Annotated in this window: 17 protein-coding genes; 8 read left to right on the top strand and 9 right to left on the bottom strand. The window is 59.7% G+C overall.

Annotated features, from left to right (window positions below):
* The first annotated feature begins 159 nt into the window (after positions 1-159).
* From CPA54_RS01525 to CPA54_RS01510, 4 genes are all read left to right on the top strand, one after another.
* Positions 160-576, top strand: coding sequence for a GtrA family protein (locus CPA54_RS01525; RefSeq protein WP_166651622.1), 417 nt, complete (start codon positions 160-162; stop codon positions 574-576).
* Between the two features lie 143 nt (positions 577-719).
* On the top strand, positions 720-3,359 hold the full coding sequence (alaS, locus tag CPA54_RS01520) for an alanine--tRNA ligase (protein ID WP_043560713.1): 2,640 nt from the start codon (positions 720-722) through the stop codon (positions 3,357-3,359).
* Positions 3,360-3,639: 280 nt separating this feature from the next.
* Positions 3,640-4,332 carry a carbonic anhydrase gene (locus CPA54_RS01515; protein ID WP_043560716.1) on the top strand — a complete coding sequence of 231 codons (693 nt, stop codon included), beginning with the start codon at positions 3,640-3,642 and terminating at the stop codon, positions 4,330-4,332.
* Complete coding sequence (locus CPA54_RS01510; protein ID WP_249085416.1) at positions 4,325-5,266, top strand: endonuclease/exonuclease/phosphatase family protein; 942 nt, start codon at positions 4,325-4,327, stop codon at positions 5,264-5,266. Before CPA54_RS01515 ends, CPA54_RS01510 begins: the two co-directional genes overlap by 8 nt.
* A 64-nt stretch (positions 5,267-5,330) precedes the next feature.
* On the opposite strand, the gene CPA54_RS01505 is transcribed toward CPA54_RS01510, so the two are convergent.
* Together CPA54_RS01505 and rpsD are read right to left on the bottom strand one after the other, a co-directional pair.
* Positions 5,331-6,872, bottom strand: a complete 1,542-nt coding sequence (locus CPA54_RS01505; protein ID WP_043560717.1) for a peptide chain release factor 3 — start codon at positions 6,870-6,872, stop codon at positions 5,331-5,333.
* 90 nt (positions 6,873-6,962) lie between these two features.
* Complete coding sequence (rpsD, locus tag CPA54_RS01500; RefSeq protein ID WP_043560719.1) at positions 6,963-7,580, bottom strand: 30S ribosomal protein S4; 618 nt, start codon at positions 7,578-7,580, stop codon at positions 6,963-6,965.
* A 329-nt stretch (positions 7,581-7,909) separates the two neighbouring features.
* Between rpsD and CPA54_RS01495 the strand changes: the two genes are divergently transcribed.
* Positions 7,910-9,112, top strand: a complete 1,203-nt coding sequence (locus CPA54_RS01495; RefSeq protein WP_043560722.1) for an MFS transporter — start codon at positions 7,910-7,912, stop codon at positions 9,110-9,112.
* A gap of 16 nt (positions 9,113-9,128) precedes the next feature.
* On the opposite strand, the gene CPA54_RS01490 is transcribed toward CPA54_RS01495, so the two are convergent.
* From CPA54_RS01490 to CPA54_RS01470, 5 genes are all read right to left on the bottom strand, one after another.
* The gene (locus tag CPA54_RS01490) at positions 9,129-10,826 is read right to left on the bottom strand and encodes a TolC family protein (protein ID WP_052349106.1); all 1,698 of its coding nucleotides are present in this window, start codon (positions 10,824-10,826) and stop codon (positions 9,129-9,131) included.
* Positions 10,826-12,703, bottom strand: coding sequence for an FUSC family protein (locus CPA54_RS01485; protein WP_081562996.1), 1,878 nt, complete (start codon positions 12,701-12,703; stop codon positions 10,826-10,828). The genes CPA54_RS01490 and CPA54_RS01485 overlap by 1 nt, the downstream gene beginning before the upstream one ends.
* Entirely contained in the window at positions 12,681-13,733 is a 1,053-nt protein-coding gene (gene mdtN / locus CPA54_RS01480; protein WP_081562995.1) for a multidrug transporter subunit MdtN, read from the bottom strand. The genes CPA54_RS01485 and mdtN overlap by 23 nt, the downstream gene beginning before the upstream one ends.
* A gap of 15 nt (positions 13,734-13,748) precedes the next feature.
* Positions 13,749-14,045, bottom strand: coding sequence for a YtcA family lipoprotein (locus CPA54_RS01475; protein ID WP_081562994.1), 297 nt, complete (start codon positions 14,043-14,045; stop codon positions 13,749-13,751).
* A gap of 272 nt (positions 14,046-14,317) precedes the next feature.
* Positions 14,318-15,715 (bottom strand): MATE family efflux transporter, encoded by a 1,398-nt coding sequence (locus CPA54_RS01470; protein ID WP_248460447.1) that lies wholly within the window; start codon positions 15,713-15,715, stop codon positions 14,318-14,320.
* Positions 15,716-15,807: 92 nt separating this feature from the next.
* Here CPA54_RS01470 and cysS point away from each other — a divergent pair, with 92 nt between their 5' ends.
* The 3 genes from cysS to CPA54_RS01455 all read left to right on the top strand — a co-directional run bounded on the left by cysS (position 15,808) and on the right by CPA54_RS01455 (position 19,043).
* A complete protein-coding gene (gene cysS / locus CPA54_RS01465) occupies positions 15,808-17,196 on the top strand; it encodes a cysteine--tRNA ligase (RefSeq protein ID WP_249085415.1) in 1,389 nt (462 codons plus the stop codon).
* An 8-nt stretch (positions 17,197-17,204) separates the two neighbouring features.
* Positions 17,205-17,987, top strand: a complete 783-nt coding sequence (locus CPA54_RS01460) for an RNA methyltransferase (RefSeq protein WP_249085414.1) — start codon at positions 17,205-17,207, stop codon at positions 17,985-17,987.
* 72 nt (positions 17,988-18,059) lie between these two features.
* Positions 18,060-19,043 (top strand): ion channel, encoded by a 984-nt coding sequence (locus CPA54_RS01455; protein ID WP_103765385.1) that lies wholly within the window; start codon positions 18,060-18,062, stop codon positions 19,041-19,043.
* A 27-nt stretch (positions 19,044-19,070) separates the two neighbouring features.
* Here the strand turns inward: CPA54_RS01455 and gltX are convergent, their stop codons facing one another.
* Both gltX and CPA54_RS01445 read right to left on the bottom strand, forming a co-directional pair.
* The gene (gene gltX, locus CPA54_RS01450) at positions 19,071-20,408 is read right to left on the bottom strand and encodes a glutamate--tRNA ligase (RefSeq protein WP_249085413.1); all 1,338 of its coding nucleotides are present in this window, start codon (positions 20,406-20,408) and stop codon (positions 19,071-19,073) included.
* Between the two features lie 60 nt (positions 20,409-20,468).
* Entirely contained in the window at positions 20,469-20,918 is a 450-nt protein-coding gene (locus CPA54_RS01445; protein WP_043561474.1) for a hypothetical protein, read from the bottom strand.
* Positions 20,919-20,929 lie beyond the last annotated feature (11 nt).

Here is a 20,929-nt window from a genome sequence, read left to right as displayed (position 1 = left end):
GGCACCCTTTTTTTATGGCCCGTTCCTCCTGTGCAATCTTTCACAAGAAAAGATTTACCTCTCCCCTGTGAAGCTGTGTTAGGGTCCCCTCCGCCTCTGCAACAATCCTTATGGTTTTCCAGCTGAAAAATGCTTGAACAGTTCATTCCCAGAAGCCTGATGAAGTTCCTTCCTCTCATGCAGCGCTTCTTCTATTTCGGCGTTGTGGGAGCTGTCGGCTTTCTCGTGGACTGGGCAAGCCTCTCCCTTTTCCGCCATGTTGTCGGGCTCCGTGCTGCCGCCCTGCTCGCTTATGTCATTGCCTCAAGCAACAACTGGATTCTGAACCGTTATTGGACATTCCGGGACTGTTGCCGCAAACGCCACAAGGTGCATCATCAATGGGGGCGCTTTGTACTGGCCAATCTTCCCGGTTTCATCATCAACCGTGGGATCGTGCTGGCCCTCTTCAGCCTTTGGCCGCTGACACGGCATTACACCGTCATTGCTCTGCTCTGCGGGACAGCAGGCGGCATGTTCATCAATTTTGCCCTCTGCCATCACTTCGTCTTTCACAAGAAGACCCCCCAGTCATAAAGCCCCATTCCCCGGCTGGTGGTCTTCTTTTCCTGCACGCTTCCCTGCATCTCCTCCATAGGACCTCCATTTCCAAAAGCCAGAAAATCGGCTAGAAAACAGGAACCATCCTTTCTTTCTCCGGAACCCGGACCTACAGACTCATGATCAGTACCAACGATATCCGCGCACAATTCCTTCAGTATTTTGAATCCCACGGGCACCGCATCCTTCCGTCTGCCTCTCTGGTTCCGCAGAATGATCCGTCCCTGCTCTTCACCAATGCGGGGATGGTGCCTTTCAAGAACGTTTTTACCGGGCAGGAGACCCTGCCTTTCAAGCGGGCCACAACAGCCCAGAAGGTCGTCCGTGCCGGTGGCAAACATAATGATCTGGACAATGTCGGTTACACGGCACGTCATCACACATTCTTTGAAATGATGGGGAATTTCAGCTTTGGAGATTACTTCAAGGCTGAGGTCATCGAATTTGCCTGGACGCTGCTGACCAAAGGCTTCGGCATCCCGGCCGAGAAGCTGCTCGTCACCGTCTATGCGGACGATCATGAGGCCGCTTCCCTCTGGAAGAAGATCGCTGGCCTCTCGGATGACAAGATCATCCCCATCGCCACGTCCGACAATTTCTGGCGCATGGGCGATACCGGCCCCTGCGGTCCGTCCTCCGAAATCTTCTACGATCATGGCCCGTCCGTAGCCGGTGGCCCTCCAGGCAGCCCTGATGAAGACGGCGACCGGTTCGTCGAGATATGGAACCTCGTCTTCATGCAGTTCTTTGAAGAAGGCGAAGGCAAGCGCACCAACCTTCCCCACCCTTCCATTGATACCGGCATGGGGCTGGAGCGTTTCGCCGCCGTCATGCAGGGCAAGAAGGACAATTACGACACGGACACGATCCGTGCCCTCATCGAGGCCTCTGCCGACCTGCTGAAACAGGATGCGGATGGCCGCTTCAAGACCAGTCATCGTGTGGTGGCCGACCATCTGCGGTCCACCGCCTTCCTCATCTCCGATGGTGTTCTGCCCTCCCGTGAGGGACGTGGCTATGTGCTGCGCCGCATCATGCGCCGTGCCATGCGTCACCTCCACCTGATGGGAGCGAAGGAGCCGGTCTTCTACCGTCTGCTGCCTGCCCTCATCCAGCAGATGGGCCATGCCTATCCTGAGCTGAACCAGCACAAGGCCCTCATCACCGAAACCATGAAGGGTGAGGAAGAACGCTTCTCCGCCCTTCTGGGCCGTGGCATGGCCCTGCTGGAAGACGAGATGGGCCGCCTCTCCAGCAACGGTCATCTGCCCGGTGACGTGGCCTTCAAGCTCTATGACACGTTCGGCTTCCCGCTGGACCTGACGCAGGACGTGCTACGTGAGCGTGGCCACAAGGTCGATGAGGCCGGTTTTGAAAGTGCCATGGCCGAGCAGCGCCAGCGTGCCCGTGCCGCCTGGGTTGGCTCCGGTGACAGTGCCGTGGAGACCGTCTGGTTCGATGCCCGTGACCGCTTCGGCAGCACGGAGTTCCTCGGCTATGTGAGCGAGGCTGCCGATGCCCAGGTGCAGGCCGTCTTCCGTGGCAGCGATGAGCTTGCCGAAGCCAAAGCCGGTGACGAAGTCGCCATCCTGCTCAACCAATCCCCCTTCTATGGAGAAAGCGGCGGACAGGTTGGCGATCATGGTACGCTGACAGCCCCGGGCCTGCGGATCGAAATCACTGACACGCAGAAGAAGAACGGCTCCCTGATCGTCCATTATGGCCGCATCGTGGAAGGCACGCTCAGGCCGGGCATGGATGTTCATGCCGAGATCGATCACGCCCGCCGCACCGCCGTGCGGGGGCATCACTCCGCAACACATCTGCTGCATGAGGCCCTGCGCCGCCATATCGGTGAGCATGTCACCCAGAAGGGCAGCCTGAACACGCCGGACCGTCTGCGCTTCGACATCAGCCAGCCCCGCCCTCTGACGGAGGATGAGCTGAAAACCATCGAGGCCGAGGTGAATGCCCGCATCCGCCAGAACAGCCCGGTCGAAACCCGCCTGATGACGCAGGAACAGGCCATTGAAAGCGGCGCCATGGCCCTCTTCGGTGAGAAATATGGCGATGAAGTCCGTGTCGTCTTCATGGGCAATGAGGATGAGAAAAACCGTCAGGCCTATTCCATCGAACTCTGCGGCGGTACGCATGTGACCCGTCTGGGTGAGATCGGCCTGTTCCGCATCGTCTCCGAAAGTGGCGTCTCCTCCGGCGTCCGCCGTATCGAGGCTGTCTGCGGGGCTGCGGCCGAGCAGACCATCCGCACCAGTGAGGAACGGCTGGCCGAAATGGCTGCCCTCCTGAAGGTCACGCCTGCCGAGGCTCCGGCCCGTCTTGCCGCCCTGCTGGAAGAACGCAAGGCCCTCAATGCGCAGATTTCCTCCCTCCAGCACAAGCTGGCCACGGGGGAAGGGTCTGCCTCCAGCGAGACCATCAATGGCGTTACTCTGGCGGCCCGCTTCCTTGAGGATGTCAGCCCCAAGGACCTCAAGGGGCTGGCTGATGGCCTGCTGAAGCAGATCTCCTCCGGCGTGGTGGCCCTGATCTCCGGCGCCAATGACCGGGGCAGCATCGTCATCGCCGTCAGCAAGGACCTTACGGACCGCTTCGATGCCGTGAAGCTGGCCCGGGAAGCCTCCGCCCTGATGGGCGGCAAAGGCGGCGGTGGCCGCCCTGACATGGCGCAGGCTGGTGGCTCCGAACCGGCTGCCGATGCCGTATTCGCCATGTTGCGCAAGACACTGGCCGAAGGCTGAGACCTGCGAGACCTCTTTTCTGACGAAAAGAACTACCCAGAAGAGAGCGTCAGGCCTGTTATGGAGGGCCTGACGCTTTTTTCTTGCAGATGATCCTGCTCTGGCCTTGCCCGCCCAGGTCATGAAAGACATTTCATGAATCAGGAGGGGCTTTCGTCTGGACGCTTCTTAAAAAGATTTTTAATATATGGCCTATGGGCACCGTGACCTGCCTCGCCCATAGTGGGCTCGCCAGGGCTTTGCCCCGCATGATGCGTCTTTGATCAGGAAACATAACGCTATGGTCTTCCACCGTAACACTCTTCTGGAACTCCTTGATGGCGTCCGCACCTTTGAAGAAGAGGTGTATCCGGAAAAAAAGGATCTCTTCCAGAGTCTGGCTTACGATCAGAACCCACCAACGCTATTCATCACCTGCGCCGACAGCCGCATCAGTCCGAGCCTGATCACCCAGACAGAACCGGGTGAACTGTTCCTCATCCGCAATGTCGGCAACATCGTTCCGGCCTATGGCAACATGGTCGGGGCCGTGGCTTCCGCCATCGAATACGCCGTCGGAGCTCTGGGGGTAAAAAACATCATCATCTGTGGCCACTCCAACTGCGGGGCCATGTCCGCCCTCATCAATCTGACCACAAACCCGGAAAAGCTGGCCGACATGCCAACCGTCCGCCGCTGGCTGCACAATGCCGAGGCCGCTGCTGCCACCATCGGCGATCTGCGGGCTGAAGATGTTGGCCCCAAAGATGTCCGCGATCTGGCTGAGGCCAATGTCCGCCTTCAGCTCACCCATCTGAAGACACACCCGATCGTTGCCAAGGCTCTGTCCCGTAACGAGCTGAACGTACAAGGCTGGTACTACGACATCCAGAATGGACGCATGTACATTCTCCACGAGAATAACAAGACGGAATATTCCGTTGAAGAGGCCATCGCCCTTCTCAAGGAAACCGGCACAGCCAACCATGCCTGACAGCGTGCCCTTTCTGGCACCGGAGAGCCGTCTGTCCCCCGGGGCAGGCGGTTTTTCATGCCACGCCCTGTCCCTTGCACTCTCTCTGCTGTGCAGCCTCATCCTGCTGCTGTCCCCAGCACAGGCTTCGGAAAGCCTGAAGCTGACCAGCTGGAACATGGACTGGCTCACCCTCCGCCCTGCCAGTGACCATACCCTGCCCCCTGATGCCCCCACACGCACGGCTGCAGACTTCGCAGCCCTGCGTCATCAGGCACACCGTCTCCACAGTGACATCCTCGCTTTTGAAGAAGTGGACAGTCTTGCGGCGGCCCAGCTTGTTTTCCCTCAGGACGAGTATGACCTCTACATCACGCCAGACCCTATTCCCCAGAAGGTCGGACTGGCGATCCGGCGGACGGCCGGCCTGAGCGTCACCGTCAATCCCGAGATCACGGCTCTCAATATCCCGCAGCCGGGGCATCATCACCCCCTCCGGGGCGGCATGGATGTCACCCTCCGCAAAGGAGCCTCCAGCCTGAGACTGCTCATCGTCCATCTGAAGACCGGATGCTGGGCACAGCCTCTTGCTGCCAGAAAACGTGCCTGTTCCCTACTCTATCAACAATTCCATGTCATCGAGGACTGGATACTGGACAGGGTGGATGACGGGACGCCCTTTGCCATTCTGGGAGATTTCAACCGCCGCCTGACACCGGCTGACCCTCTCATGCAAAATCTCCAGAACGACGCCAGCCTGACTCTCACCACGGCGGGCTTTACCAGCCCCTGCCGCCGCAGTGGTGACCTGTTCATCGATCACATCCTGCTCGGCAATCAGGCCCGGGACTGGTTCATTCCGGGAAGTCTCCGTGTCATGCTCCTGCGCAATGTGGCACAAGGGCTGACCCTTTCAGACCACTGCCCTGTCTCCGTGCAGATCAGGCTGCCCTGAAAACAGAAAAGCCCGGGACGGTCTCCCGCCCGGGCCTTTCCTCATGTTTCGGGCAGGAAGAACTTCAGGCCGTTCCAGACATCCCGATCTGCTTGATGTCATGGAAACTGAGAGCCTCATTCATCTCGATAGCCCGGTTCATCATGAAGCCAGAACCGGCAAGGAAGACTGGATCACCATCCAGATCATCAGCCATCGCACTCCGGTTTAGGGCCACAAACTGCTCCAGGGCAGCTTTATCGCCCGTGACCCAACGGGCAAGCGTGAAAGGCGTGCTCTCAAAACCGACCGGCACGTTATATTCCGCCTGAAGGCGGGACTGCAGCACGTCCAGCTGGAGGGTCCCCACCACGCCCACGATTGGCGGGGCTCCATCCTGCGGGCGGAACAGCTGGACGACCCCCTCTTCCGCCAGCTCCACGAGGGCCTGACGCAGCTTCTTCGCCTTCATGGCATCATCCAGCCGCACACGACGCAGGATTTCCGGGGCAAAATGCGGAACCCCCGTGAAGCGCAGGTCTTCACCATCCGTCAACGTATCACCAATGCGAAGTGTCCCATGGTTGGGAATCCCCACCACGTCCCCGGCAAAGGCTTCCTCCACCAGCTGCCGGTCCTGCGCAAAGAAAAACTGTGGCGTATGAAGGGCGAACTGCTTGCCGATACGCACATGCTTCAGACGCATCCCACGGGTCAGCTTCCCTGAACAGACACGGGCAAAAGCCATGCGATCCCGGTGATTGGGGTCCATATTGGCCTGAATCTTGAAAATCAGGGCCGTGACATTCTCTTCCGTCGCCTGCACATCCCGTGTCTCAGAGGGCTGGGCACGGGGCGGCGGCCCATAGGCAGCCAGAGCATCCAGAAGGTCCGTCACCCCAATCTCTTTCATGGCTGAACCGAAGAAAACGGGTGTCAGATGTCCTTCATCGAAAAATTCCTTCTCGAAAGGAGGAAGGGCCACCTCGGCCAGTTCTACTTCTTCCCGCATCTGGGCCAGCCGCTCATCATCCTCGGGCAGCTCTTCCTTCAGGTGCAAGGACTTCGTACGAAGGTCATAAATACCGGCAAATTTCGCCGCACGCCCGACCGGCCATGTCGCCGGGGAGACGTCCAGAGCCAGCGCACTGGAGATTTCATCCAGCAGGGCAAAACAGTCCTGCGCCTCACGGTCCATCTTGTTGATGAAGGTGACGATGGGAATATCCCGCAGACGGCAGATCTCGAACAGCTTGCGGGTCCGGGCCTCGATGCCCTTGGCGGCATCAATCACCATCACGGCGCAGTCCACCGCTGTCAGCGTGCGGTAGGTATCCTCGGAGAAGTCCTCATGGCCCGGCGTGTCCAGCAGGTTGAAGACACATCCACCATAATTGAAGGTCATCACCGAGGTGACGACCGAAATGCCACGGTCCTTCTCGATGCTCATCCAGTCCGACCGTGTCCGCCGCCGCTCTCCCTTGGCCCGGACATTCCCGGCCATCTGGATGGCCCCACCTGCCCGCAGGATGCGCTCTGTCAGCGTGGTCTTACCGGCATCAGGATGGGAAATGATGGCAAAAGTGCGCCGCCGGGGAATCTCCGCAGCAATGGTAGGGTCGGACATATCAGCCTTCCTGGGAAGAGAGCGTAAGAAACGGCAAACGCCGGACGGTAAAACCGCCCGGCGCCTCCATATACAGCCAGTAGCCGTATCTTAGCGGGAGTAGAACTCGACCACCAGATTCGGTTCCATCTGCACCGGGTAAGGCACATCGGAGAGCTGCGGAACACGGATGAAGGTACCCTTCATCTGGCGATGATCCACCTCGATGTATTCCGGCACATCACGCTCGGCACTCTGGACGGAATCCAGAACGATGGCGAGCTGCTTGGACTTCTCACGCACCTCGATCACATCGCCTTCCTTCACCAGATAGGAGGGGATGTTGACGCGCTTGCCGTTGACCAGCACATGACCGTGGCTGACGAACTGACGGGCAGCGAACGGCGTCATGGCGAATTTCAGACGGTAGATGACGGCATCCAGACGACGCTCCAGCAGGCCGATCAGGTTCTCAGAGGTATCACCCTTGCGGCGCACGGCCTCGTCATAATAGCGGCGGAACTGCTTCTCGCTGATGTTGCCGTAATAGCCCTTCAGCTTCTGCTTGGCCATCAGCTGCACGGAGTAGTCAGACGGCTTCTGACGGCGGCGCTGACCATGCTGACCCGGGCCATATTCACGACGGTTGACCGGGGACTTGGCACGGCCCCACAGGTTGACGCCGAGGCGGCGGTTGATCTTGTACTTGCTCTCAAGACGTTTTGACATCGGTTAAACCCGTATTCTCTCAGACCGGCGGTTCTGTGCGACGGCCCTTTGTTGCACCGGTAGGTTCCCCTCCCCCATCACGGGGTACTGGAGAACGGAACAGCCTGCGAACCTCATGGAACAGTGCGCCACAGCACGCATCATCCCGGCCAGACCATCCAACATTCCCGGCAATGGCACTGCCGTTACACGAGGCAGGACAGAGTGTCAAGAAATCCGACCATGTGGAAAGGTCGTACGCCATGCCTGAACGGCAAGAAGAGATTGGAAAAAACAGGCCATATCCCGTATATCCTCGTCATCCCCAATCAGACTGGAGCACTCCCTTTATGGAGCAGACCGAAACGGTTACAGGCCCACGCCTGACCCCGCCTCATGGCGTCGCCCCGGCCATTGCAGCCCTCATGCTCGGGACCTTTACCATTGGCACGGGAGAATTCGGAATGATGGGCATCCTGCCTGCCTTCTCCCATGCCCTTGACATTTCCATCGGGCAGGCCAGCGCCGTCATCTCCGCCTATGCTCTTGGCGTGGTAGTGGGTGCCCCCATCATGGCCATCGCCGGAGCCCGCCTGCCCCGCCGGACAGTCCTGCTGCTTCTGCTCTCCCTGTTCTGCATCGGCAATATCGGCACCATCCTCTTTACCTCACTCCTGCCCATCGAGGTCATGCGCTTCATCACAGGGCTGCCCCATGGGGCCTATTTCGGTATCGCTGCCCTGACGGGTGCCTCCATGGTCGAACGGGCCCGGCGGGGACGGGCCATCAGCATGGTCCTGTCCGGCATCATGATCTCCACCGTCATAGGCGCACCACTCAGCACGTTCCTCTCCCAATATGTTCCGTGGGAAGTGATTTATGGAGCCCTGTCCGTTCTGGGGCTGATCTGCGTGGCCGGGGTAGCCTTTTTCATCCCCGCTGACCGCCCGCAGAACAACATCAATGCCCGTTCCGAGCTGTCCGCCTTCAGGAACCCCCACGTCCTGCTGACCCTGCTGACCGGGGCCATCGGTTTCGGCGGCATGTTCGCCGTCTATACCTTCCTGACCTCCGGGCTGGGACAGGTAACGCATCTCAGCCCCTGGATGGTCACGCTCTATCAGGTCATCTGGGGATGCGGAATGGTCGCCGGCAATGCCTTCGGCGGGGCCATGATTGACAGGAACCTGAACCGCACGACCATTTTCAGCCTGATTGCCAGCGTTGTCTTCATGCTGGCCTTCTGGCTGCTGCTTCCCTCCAGCACTGCCATGCTGGTTGTCTGCTTCTTCCTGCCTGCTGCCACGATCATCCTCAGTCCCGCCATGCAGGCCCGTCTCATGGATGTTGCCGGAGATGCCCAGACGCTGGCAGCCTCGCTGAATCACTCGGCCTTCAACATCGCCAACGCTCTGGGGGCATCCCTGGGTGCCATGCTGGTAGAGCACGGCCTGGGCATCAGCGCCGTTGGCTGGGGCGGGGCCATCCTCTCAGCCAGCGGGCTGCTGATCTACCTCGTCACGCTCCAGGTCGCCCGCCTTCACAAGCCATGAAAAAACGGCAGGCCCCTCAGCCGGGGGCCTGACCGCTGGAGACCGGCACAGCCGGAGCTGCTTCTTCCAATGAACCTTCAATATTGGACAGAACACTGCTGCTGCCCAGCGTACCAGCCGCATAAGCCAATGATGCGGCTGCACTCAACATGCCGTAATAGCTGTCCGAAACGGACAGACGAGCATTGAGCAGCGTATTCTGGAGCTCCAGCATCCGGGTCATCGTACCATCACCCGAACGGTAGGCTGTAAGGGCGGCATCAAAGCCGGTCTGGCTGGCCTTCTGGAGGCTCAGTGCCGCCTGATAGGCCGTGATGCCCGTATGCAGCATGGCCTCTGCACTCACGATCGTCCGGACAGCATTGTTCTGCGTGTCCTGCAGCGCAGCACGGGCACTGTCTTCCCGCTCATGCGCCTGCCGCAGACGATTGCGACGCAGCCCGCCATCATAGATCGGCACGGAAATACCTGCCGTGATGAGACCCCCGAATGTATGCACACGATCGTTGATCGAGTTCACATTGACAAGCGGCAGATTGCGAAAATGCAGGTCATCAAAGTTGTACCCGACATTGCCACTCATGAAAATCTGCGGCCTGTAGCTGGCACGGGCGCCTTCCACCGCACTCTGGGCGGCACGCAGGCTCGTATAGGCTGCCAGGACATCCGGCCGACGGGCCACAGCCTCATGCACCATCTCATCACTCAGGCGGATATCCTCAACGCGGATGTTCCTCCCGCTGTCCGTCTGCACATGCAGTGGCTGGGATGGATTCACGCCCACGGCAGCCAGCAGCTCCAGCCGGTATGTCTCCACATCCCCTTCCGTTCTGGCCAGCACCAGCTCGGCTTCCGCCACGGCCTGCTCGGCCTGTGACGTATCAATGACCGTCCCTTCCCCGTTTCTCAGGTTGGCATCTGCGGCCCGGGCAATCGCATGGGCATTCTCAAGAGACTGGCGCACAAGCGCCACATTGTTCAGAGCAGCCGCATAACGGTAATAAGCCAGAGCCACCTTGTGGATGACCTTCTGGTGTTCACCAGTAAAGAGGATGTTCTGCCCAATGCTCTTCTGGGTCGCTTCCTCCATCACGGCACGACGTTTGCCGAAGTCGAACAGCAACCATTCCAGCCCGACCTGCTGACGTTCCAGTGTGCCCTGAAGGCGGGTATTCAGACTCGCATGCTGGCCTGCCACCCGGAAGCGGTTGTGTGGCTCCAGCAGGCCATACCCCCCCATGGCTACGGCTGTCAGATGCGGCAGATAGGCCGAGCGGGCAATGCCCGTCTCTGCCGCACTGACCCGTGCTGCATCCCAGGCCTGACGTGTAGAGGGGTTGATGGACTGGGCCATGTCGATCAGATCAGCCAGATCGTAGGAATGATCCACCTGCACGGTGCCCAGTGCAGCAGGCTGCGGCAGGACACGGTCCGATGCGAGGCGGTACCCCGCAGGCATTTTCAGGACACGTCCCCCCTTCTGGCCCGGTGCCCCTTTTTCATGCCCCTCGATGATATGACCATTCACATCAACCGGTGCATTCCATGGCTGGTTGGGGGCAGGCGGCATATTCCGCATGGCCGTTGTCTGGCAACCACTCAACGCACTGCTGCAGAGAAGGGCACTACAGACCAGCACGGCCCTGCGCCATACCTTCCCCGGCTGCTGCATTTTTTTACGCTCCATGACCTGTTTCCACTCAAAACCATCCATCAGAGACCTCCTCCTTCCTTAAGGGAAGCGGTCTCTCCCCCCTTCAGTATCTGCCCCAGACGAAGAGACTGTTTCTGCTGGCTGGCAGCAATATCCCCGAACAGACACCCGGCACTCATGGCCGCACGCCGCAGGAACAGCATGTACTGCCTCATGCGATGTTTTGTCGGACGCATGGCGGCCGGTTCTATCATGACCTGCCGCAGCTGGCTCATGGCCCCACTGGCCGTTTCCTGTATCCGTGCCGCCTGAAGCATGCGCTGGTCGTGATTCCAGTCCGTGATATCCTGCGCCAGTAGGCCATCAAGCGCCTTGAGCTTTTGCAGGGCCCCACCCATCGCACTGTGTGGCCAGAACATGGTATGCACGACATATGTGATGGCCAGACCGATCAGAATACCGATGATACGGTCACGGGGCACCGTCAGATCCGTCGTTGGCGCATATTTGGCAAGATCAGCCAGCGTGAAGGTCACGATGATCTGCAACCCAAGGTAGGAAATGCGCTGGTCGCCGGCCTTGACCCATGCCCCGATGAAAATGACCACACCCATGACCAGCATGATCTCGGCTATGTCCGTCATGTGTGGCATGAGCCATACGATGGTGCCCATGGCCATGAAACAGCCTATCAGAGCCCCGACAATACGCAGCCGCTGTTTGTCCAGCACGGCCCCCATCGTCGGCAGGGACACGATGAAGCAGGTGATGATGCACGTATGCACCCCCGGCCAGTTCAGCATCTTGTATGTGATGATGGAGAGGCAGACAGAGACGGTCCCCTTGACGGCAAAGCGGACATGCTCCGGGTCCGTAAAGGCACCAGGAAGGAAAAAACCCGATTTCTTTTTCGGTGCGGCATTTCCGGACTGGCTGGAAGGCAGCTGCACGTCCTCGGCTGTCAGGGGCTGGTCCAGACTGTTCAGCAGGCGCTCCATCTCCTGGGCGATATCACCTGAGCAGACCTGATCCGTGCCCGTTTCGGCCGGGCGGCCACCTGTTTCAAAACACTCCGCCGCTTCTTCCAGCCGCTTGGCCAGATACGCACAATCCTCCATGGAAATGGGGGCGTTGGGCTTCAGGCAGCGTTCAACAAATTGCAGGATGCCAAAACTGTTCAGAGCTGCCCGGCGCAGGTAGGACAGGTCTTCCGGGCTCCAGCGCTGTTCCGCGGTGGCAGCACCGAGCATGCCGAACATGCCGCTGACCCCCTCACCCACGGTATCCATGACAGCATCCTGCCAGGCCTGAGGGATGCCGCGCCCCTCGCCCCGCCGTCCCAGACATTTCGCCGACAGGCGCAGCCGCTCGATGATCTGGTCCGTGAGGACATGCTCTGGAGACGGAGAAAGACAGCTCCCCACAAAGGCCATCATGCCGGCGATGATGAGAAACACACGCCATGCCGACAGAACAAGACGGGCGATACTGTCACCGCTCTGCACATTGTCCAGCGCCACCAGCATGTAGGAAAGGATCAACCCGCCAATGACACTGATCATGCCAAGGATGGTTGTCGTGCTGAGGAAGAAAAAGACGAAGCTGAGAACAAGGTTGAAAATGAGCGTTGCCAGAAAATTGTTGATTGTCGTGGCAACCCCCACATAGAGAGCCCCCGTCACACCGGAAAAGAAGATGATGTACATGACGGAGATCTTCATGTTCGCCACCCTGTTCCCCTGCCACAACGCCCCCAGGGTGAGCGTGAGCAGGGTCAACATGGGCAGCTGCCATATCTCACCTATGAGGACGAGCGCCATGCATACGATGGCGGTCCGCAAGGCCAGCGCCGTGCGCCCACGGGTTGGCCTTACGGCCAACCGCCAGAGACGCATGAAGGCGTCCAGATAGGGTTTAACCATGACAGGCAGCACCATGGAGAATTTCCACGTTGGCTGTTGCCCCCAGTCTCATCAGATGTTCAGGAGCATGTTCGATCCTGATGCGCACAGGGAAACGCTGGGCAATATGCACCCAGTCCATCTGCCGCTCGACAGACGGCACACCACGTTCGCTTTCCCTCATGTAATCGGTCGTCACACCCCGGCCAATGCTCTCGACAACCCCGTGGATGGCATGGCTGCGGTCGATCATGGAATACACGGTGGCGCAGTCACCCGGACGGACCGGCTTCAGGTTGATTTCCCGGATTGGGGCAATGGCATACCACTCATCCTTGGAAACCAGCGTAAACAGGTTCTCGTTGGCAGCCAGCACCTCGCCTTCCCGAACATTCAGACTCGTCACATAGCCATCTATGTTGGCCGTCACACGGGTCTGACGCAGCTCATAGCGGGCATGTTCCACCGCCACGGATGCTTCCTGCAACATGGCCTCGGCGTGTTTGACATCACCGACAGCCACCTGGCTGGCCTGCTGTTCGTGCTGGGCTTCTGCCAGGGCATCCACGGCAGAGTTGAACTTCGTCACGGCCTGGTCATAGACCTGCCATGACACATAATGCTGCTCGGCCAATGGCTTGAGACGGGTCACCGTACGCCAGGCAAGGTCCTTCTCATCCTCGGCCTGGTGCCGCTTGCGCTCGTTGGTTGCCGCATTGGCCATGCGGACGGCCAGAGCACGGCGGGCGTCGTTCAGGTCGGCCTGTGCCTGTGTTTCACTGGCCTCAGCCTTGTGCAGGGCAATCTCATAGGGTTCGGGATCAATCTGGTACAGCAGATCCCCCTTGTGGACGACCTGATTCTCCCGGACAGAAAGAGTCTGGAGGCGCCCACCCACCAGAGCGGCCACATGTACGCTTTCCGTATAGATGACAGCACTATCACTGTTGGGATGCTGGCCTGACCGGTGATCCACATACAGGACACCGAAGAGAGCACATAACAGCGTGGCTGCTGCAATCACGCTCCCCACCGGGAAGCGGCCTTTAATCCGTTCTTTTTTCATGAAACCGCCCCTGAATTACCCGTAGAGAAGAAGCCAGCCGACAAGCCCTATCATCGTGCCCATGGAAAGGTAGGTGACCAGATGATACCGCAACAGGCCATCAATATGCAGGATCAGAAAGACCAGCCGCAGCAGGGCGGCGGACACCGCACCGATGAACAGGCAGATGAGCCAGGCCGGAAAATACGCACCGGCCAGAGGAAAACTCGGTGCCCCGATCCCGGCACAACCCTGCAAGGGCACCATGAGCAGGGCCAGCCCCCACCTTGGGGCTCCATGAGCCCTGAAAGAAAATACTCCGGGCAGCTTCATGCACGCTCCTGTTTCCAGCTACGGGGACAACACACAGCCCTGAAGGGCCTGCCCCCGTACATACGGAAACACCTGCCCTCGCAAAGCATCTGACCAACCAGACCACTCATCTTTTTTACACATCGAAGCGCCCGACGATACGGGAGCATGACCCCTTTTTTCAAACGAATTGAGACAACTAGCATCTCAATCCCTATAAAGTAACATTTAACAACCTGAAAAATGTTTCAGATTACCTATCCTCCCGCAGGGTCTTCCCGCAAGTGACCTTTTTAAGGCCGTGCATCCCCCGTCCTGTACAGCAGAAGGTAAAGCCGTGCCCCAAGGGCAAAGGCCGTCACACCCAGCCCGGCCGCAAGGCCGATCCATAGCCCCTCCACACCATAGCCCTGGTGGAAAGCCAGCCAGTACCCCAGACCGATCCCCACGACACCATAACTCACGATACTGATCACCATCGGAACAAAGGTATCCCCACAGCCCCGCAACGCCCCGTTGCAGACAGCCTGCACCCCGTCGACGATCTGGAAAATTCCGGCAATCTTCAGCAGCAGGACGGTAGTGGCGAACGTACCGGCATCCGGTGGTCCACCAGTATAATAGAGGCGGGCGATCCAACCCGGCAGCAGCATGAGGACAAGGCCCGTCAGAATGGTCCAGGCCAGCACCAGCAACAGGGCACCGCTGGAAGCCCGACAGGCTTCTGCCCTCTTCCGGGCCCCCCGCCAGTAAGCCACCCGTACGTTCGCCGCCTGCCCGATGGCCAGACACACCATGAAAAGCAAAGAAATCGTGTTCAGTGCAACCTGATGCGCCGCAAGGCTGCGTGTCCCCAATCGCCCCGCATTGAGAGTCGTGATCTGGAACAGCAGCAGCTCGGAGGCTGCCGTGACCATCATGGGCAGACCCAGCACCAGCAGTTCCCTGAAGAGCGGCCAGTGGACCCTCGCAGGCTTCAGCAGGTGCCGGAGCTGTGGCCGCCCGAGGCAGAGAAGCAGCAGGACGAGGCTCATGGCCCAGCCCGTCAGCATCGTGGCATGAGCGGACCCGAACAGCCCATAGGCTGGCAGGCCGGACCAGCCATGAATCAGGGCCGCATTGAGCACCCCATTGCACAGGGCCATGGCTGGCATCGTCCACAACAGCAGGGATTCCGCTCCCAGGGATGGCAGAGCCACACGACACAGGCCAAGCAGAACCAGATTGGGCCACAGGGCATAGAGCAGCACATTGATGAACTGCCCTCCCTGCCTGGTCACCATCTCCGGCTCCCCCATCAGGCTGAAAATACCGCTGGAACAGAGAAGAAGGAGCAGACAGGGAATAAACGCCACCATGCCCAGCACGACCCCTGCACTGATGATGCTGCGCCTGTCATGCCCGCCCCCATGGCCATGCTCCACACCACCACGGGCATGGGACAGCAACACGCCGACTCCACCAAGCACGGCCTGAAAGGAGATCATCGTCGTGAAAAAGAAATTGTTGGAAATTCCCCCGATGGCGACTGCATCCACCCCCAGGCTGCCCAGCAGAACGGTATCCGTCACCGCCATGGCCATCTCCGAAAGCTGGGACAGCGCAAGAGGCAGGCCAACCTGCACAAGAGTGCGGATATGGGTCGGCATCCCCACAATCTGGGGGCCCTGTTTCATACGTGATGCAGACATGAGACCGTCTCTATCGCATATAAAGCAGAGTGCAAATTCTAAAAATAAATTCCCCTGTTGCACCAAACGCATCTCTGTCGCATTGAACAGACATGAGCACGCAGAAGAGCAATACAGCCCCCATCTCCCCCCGGCCCGGCCTGAGGCTTCACAACAGCCATCAGCGCACCACTGTTCCCTTCACCCCCGATGATGCCAGCAATGTCCGCCTCTATTTCTGCGGGCCAACCGTGTATGACCGGGTCCATCTCGGCAATCTGCGCTCCATGCTGAGCGCAGACGTGCTTGTCCGGCTGCTCAAGGCGCTCTACCCACAGGTTACCTACGTTCGCAACATTACCGACATTGACGACAAGATCATCCAGCGGGCACGGGAGAATGATGAAGACATCTCCCATCTGACAGAACGGACCACGAAAGACTTCCACGACGATCTTGCTGCCCTGAACATCCTGCCTCCCACTATGGAACCCAGAGCCACCCAGCACATTCCCGACATGCTGGAGATGATCGGCCGCCTCATCACGCAGGGCCATGCCTATGAGACGGAGGGGCATGTTCTCTTCGACGTCACATCATTCCCCAGTTACGGGGCCCTGTCGGGCCGCTCGCTGGAGGACATGCTGGCCGGTGCCCGAGTGGACGTGGCCGACTACAAGCGCAACCCTGGCGATTTCGTCCTCTGGAAACCTTCCAGCAACGATGAGCCGGGCTGGGACAGCCCATATGGCCGTGGCCGCCCCGGCTGGCACATTGAATGCTCTGCCATGGCAGAACGCTATCTTGGGGAGAGTTTCGACATTCACGGCGGTGGAAACGACCTGCTTTTTCCCCACCACGAGAATGAACGGGCACAATCCCTCTGCTGCTATCCGCATGGCCATTTCGCCCGGCACTGGGTCCATACCGGGATGCTGCTCTCCAATGGTGAGAAGATGTCCAAATCCCTGGGCAACTTCCATACCATCCATGAAGTGCTGGAGCGTGCTCCAGCCGAGGCCCTGCGGCTGCTCTTTCTTGGCTCCCATTACCGCTCCACGCTGGACTTCACATGGGAGAAGCTGGACGAAGCCCGCCGCATCATGGACCGATTCTACCGGGCGCTGGAGAAAACGCCACCAGCCAGCACGGACAGCATTCCGGCCGACATTCTGGAAGCCCTGTGTGACGACCTCAACACGCCACTGGCCCTCAGCGCTCTCCACCGTTACGCCGATGCTGCGCTGGAAGGCCAGCAGAGTGCTGCGAACCACCTCTGGGCCGGCGGGCAGCTGCTTGGGCTGTTCACCATGAAACCGGCAGACTGGTTCCAGGGAGGGACAGACCTTGACCCCACCACCATTGAAGCCCTGATTGAAAAACGTCTGGCCGCCCGCAAGGCCCGTGACTTTGCACTGGCCGACCAGATACGCAACGACCTGGCAGAACAGGGCATCCTTCTGGAAGATGGACCTGTCGGCACAACATGGCGGAAAGGATAAGTCATCCCATGACAGGCCGTAATGGTGGAGCTGATCTGGCTCCGCCCGCTCCCTTTGACCCCGTCGTCATCCTTGTCCGCCCGCAGCTGGCTGAAAATATTGGGACCACCGCCCGGGCCATGGCTAATGGCGGGCTGTTCCATCTCCGCCTCGTGGCCCCCCGTGACGGATGGCCGCAGCCCCGGGCCTGGTATGCCTCCTCCGGTGCCGACCGCATCCTTGAAGAGGCCACGGTCTTCGAGACGGTGGATGACGCCATCGCCGACCTCCACCGTGTTTTTGCCACCTGTCCACGCCCCCGCCACATCATCAAACCGGTCATGACAGCCCGTGGAGCGGCAGCAGAACTGCGGGCCACCAGCAGCCGGAAGCTGAAAAGCGGCATCCTCTTCGGTCCCGAACGGGCAGGGCTGGACAATGAGGACATGGCCCGGGCGGACACACTCATCCGCTATCCGCTCAATCCCCGTTTCATGTCGCTGAATCTGGCCCAGGCGGTGCTGGTCATGGCCTATGAGTGGTACCTGACCGAGGATACCGTGCCGGAACAGTATCTCATGACCAACGAGACGCATGTGGCAACCAAGGGCGAGGTGGAAAATTTCATGACCCACCTGCTGCGGGATCTCGATGAGTGCGGTTTCCTCCACCACGAGCAGAAAAGGTCGGGCATGATCCGCAACCTGCGCCATCTTTTCGCCCGTGGAGAGGTAACGGAACAGGAACTGCGGACACTGCATGGTGTCGTGAGCGAACTCTCACGGGCCCGGAAAATCCGCCATATGAAATGACCCGTCCCAGCCTGCCCGGCCAGATTCCGGGCAGGCAGCATCCCCATCCCTCCATCCTGCCATAGGCTCCCCATGCATCTGAAACTGCCAGAAACCCTGCTCCACCAGCATAAGACGGCACCACAGACACCGGGTCTGAGCCTTCTCTCGCAGGACAACATCCTGAACATCGTCACGCGCAGGAAAACAAAGGGCCGCCTGCTGGGAGACATGTATCACAACTGTCTGACCATGGGGTGGCTGCCCTTCTTTGCCACGATGACAGCCGCCTATCTGCTGCTCAACCTGCTGTTCAGCGTCGGTTTCTATCTCGTGCCGCATGGGCTGAGCAACGTGCACAGTGGAAATTTCTGGGGAGACTTCTTCTTCAGCGCCCAGACCCTCTCCACAGTCGGATATGGATATATCTATCCCCAGAGCCCAGCGGCCAATGCACTCGCCACGTTCGAGATGCTGGTGGGGGTCATCTCGACCGCCATCATCACCGGGCTTGTCTTCGCCCGTTTTTCACGCCCGCAGGCCAGGGTCCTGTTCAGCAGCATCGTCACGATCTTCCAGGAGGGGGAGAATCTCAAACTCAATTTCCGGCTGGGAAACCTGCGCAATACACCGTTGATGAATACCAGCGTGGAGGCTATTCTGGCCCGTACGCGATGCGACGAAAATGGCCATACCTCGCTCCAGCTGGAAATACTGCCACTGGTTTACAACCATTTCCCGGTTTTTCCGGTCAGCCTCTCCTTCACCCACCACATCACGGAAAGCAGTCCACTCCACGGGCTGGACAAAGCCACCCTTGAGGAACAACAGGCCCGCATTTTCCTCATCTTCAATGCCACCGATCCCGTTTCAGCGCAGGATGTCTTCGCCCACCATACCTACATGGCACAGGACATGCTCTACGGGGCACGCTTCGTCAGCCTGCTGAGAGCCTCCGGACAGGGCCTGATGGAAGTGGATTTCAGCCTCTTCCACACGACATCTCCAGACCCGCTGCCCGCCAGGGATGAGGAGCCCATCACCGTGACAGATGAGACCTCTGCCGGGACAGACTGACAGGCAGCCCGCCCCGGTCTCATCAGGTCAATGCTGCATGGCATCCTGCAGACGGTGCAGGACCCGCTCCCGCCCCATGAGCGGCAGAAGGGCTGCCAGTTCAGGCCCGGCATCCTCGCCTGTCAGGGCCAGACGCAGGGGCAGGAAGAGCGTCTTTCCCTTGCGGCCGGTTTCACTCTTCAGCACGTCAGTCCAACGCTTCCAGACCGTCCCATCCCACGGTCCTTCCGGCAGGAGACGGGCTGCTTCCTGAAGAAACCCTGCCTCTTCAGGCTGGGACGGAGCCACGATGTCCCCCTTCACGACAGACCACCAGTGAGCGATCTCCACGGCCAGATCGATATTGCCCCGGATGGCCAGCCAGAAGGCCTCATCAGCCCCTTCCGGCAGGTGAGGCCGTATCTCTTCATAGGACATGCCATGCAGGACACGGCGGTTCAGCCCCAGCAGCTGCGGGACATCGAACCGGGCCGCGGACCGGGACACATGGCCGATGTCATAGCCGCGCACGATCTCATCCATGCTGGAGGCAGCCTGCGGGTCATCCGAACTGCCCAGACGGGCCAGATAGGCCACGAGGGCACGGGGCTCGATCCCGTCATTACGCAATGTGGAAAGGGCCAGCCCGCCCAGACGCTTGGACAGCTTGCCACCATCCTGCCCCAGCAGCAGCGGCAGATGCCCGAAGGTGAAACGCCCTTCCTTCGCCCCGAGGGCCTCGGCAAGGTCTAGCTGCACGCCCGTGTTGGTCACATGGTCCTCACCCCGCAGGATGTGGGTGATGCCCATGTCCAGATCATCAATCACCGAGGCCAGCGTATAGAGGATGCTGCCATCCGCCCGCACCAGAACAGGATCGGAAACGGCGGTCAGCTTCACATGGCAGTCCCCCATCACGAGGTCAGTCCAGCGACGGGTGGCCCCGCTCAGCTTGAAACGCCAGTACGGCACCTTGCCGTTGGCCTCCGCCCGGGCACGCTGCTCGGCCGTCATTTTCAGCATGCCACGGTCATAAAGCGGCGGCTTGCCAGCCCGCAGACGCTGCTCCCGCTTGTATTTCAGCTCCAGCTCACTCTCAAAGCAGGGATAGAGCCGCCCCGTTTCCTTGAGGTGCTCGATCACCTCCTCATACCGGGCAAGACGTTCCGACTGGCGGGCGTACTCGTCCCAGTCCAGCCCCAGCCAGGTCAGGTCCCGGCGGATGGCTTCCTCATAGGCACTGTTGCCACGCTGCGTATCCGTATCATCCATCCGCAGCAGGAACCGGCCACCATGCCGACGGGCGAACAGCCAGTTCGCCACGGCAAGACGGGCATTGCCAACATGAAGATGCCCTGTTGGTGAAGGGGCAAAACGTACTTTCATACCGTACTCTGTTCTCATTCTCTCATGGGACGCATGGCTGCAGGACCGGTTCCCGGTCCCTTACTGCTGCCCGTTCTGACGGCGGCGGATGACTTCTGCCACGAAGGCCTCATCATCATCGTCATCCTGACCGTCCTCATCAGGCGGGCCGGCCAGCTCCTCGTCACTCACGAGGCGGCGGGGGTCCAGTGCCCGCCAGTCACGTTCCATCGGCGTGGCCGGGCTGGAAACGAAATCATCCAGTTCCGTGCTGGACTTCCATCCGTCTTCCCCAGCATCCACAACCTCGGCATTCTCGCCAAAAGCAAACCAGCTCTGCAACACATCCCGATCCGCCGCACCGGGGACACGGCACCGCTCGATGCTGTCCCGCACATAAGCCCGGGCAAAAGCGTTGGCGTGGGCGAGGTCGAAGAAGCCCTTCACCTCTTCCACCACATCATCGTCACCCTCACTGGCGCCGGACTGATCCAGAATACGGACAACCCAACCGGCTTCATCCTGCTTCATGGTTGCCTCGG

Source organism: Parasaccharibacter sp. TMW2.1890 (genome assembly GCF_023337645.1).
In the GTDB taxonomy this organism is placed as follows: Bacteria; Pseudomonadota; Alphaproteobacteria; order Acetobacterales; family Acetobacteraceae; genus Bombella; species Bombella apis.
The sequence above is the reverse complement of the archived record's forward strand: the minus strand, read 5'-3'. Positions and strand labels throughout refer to the sequence as shown.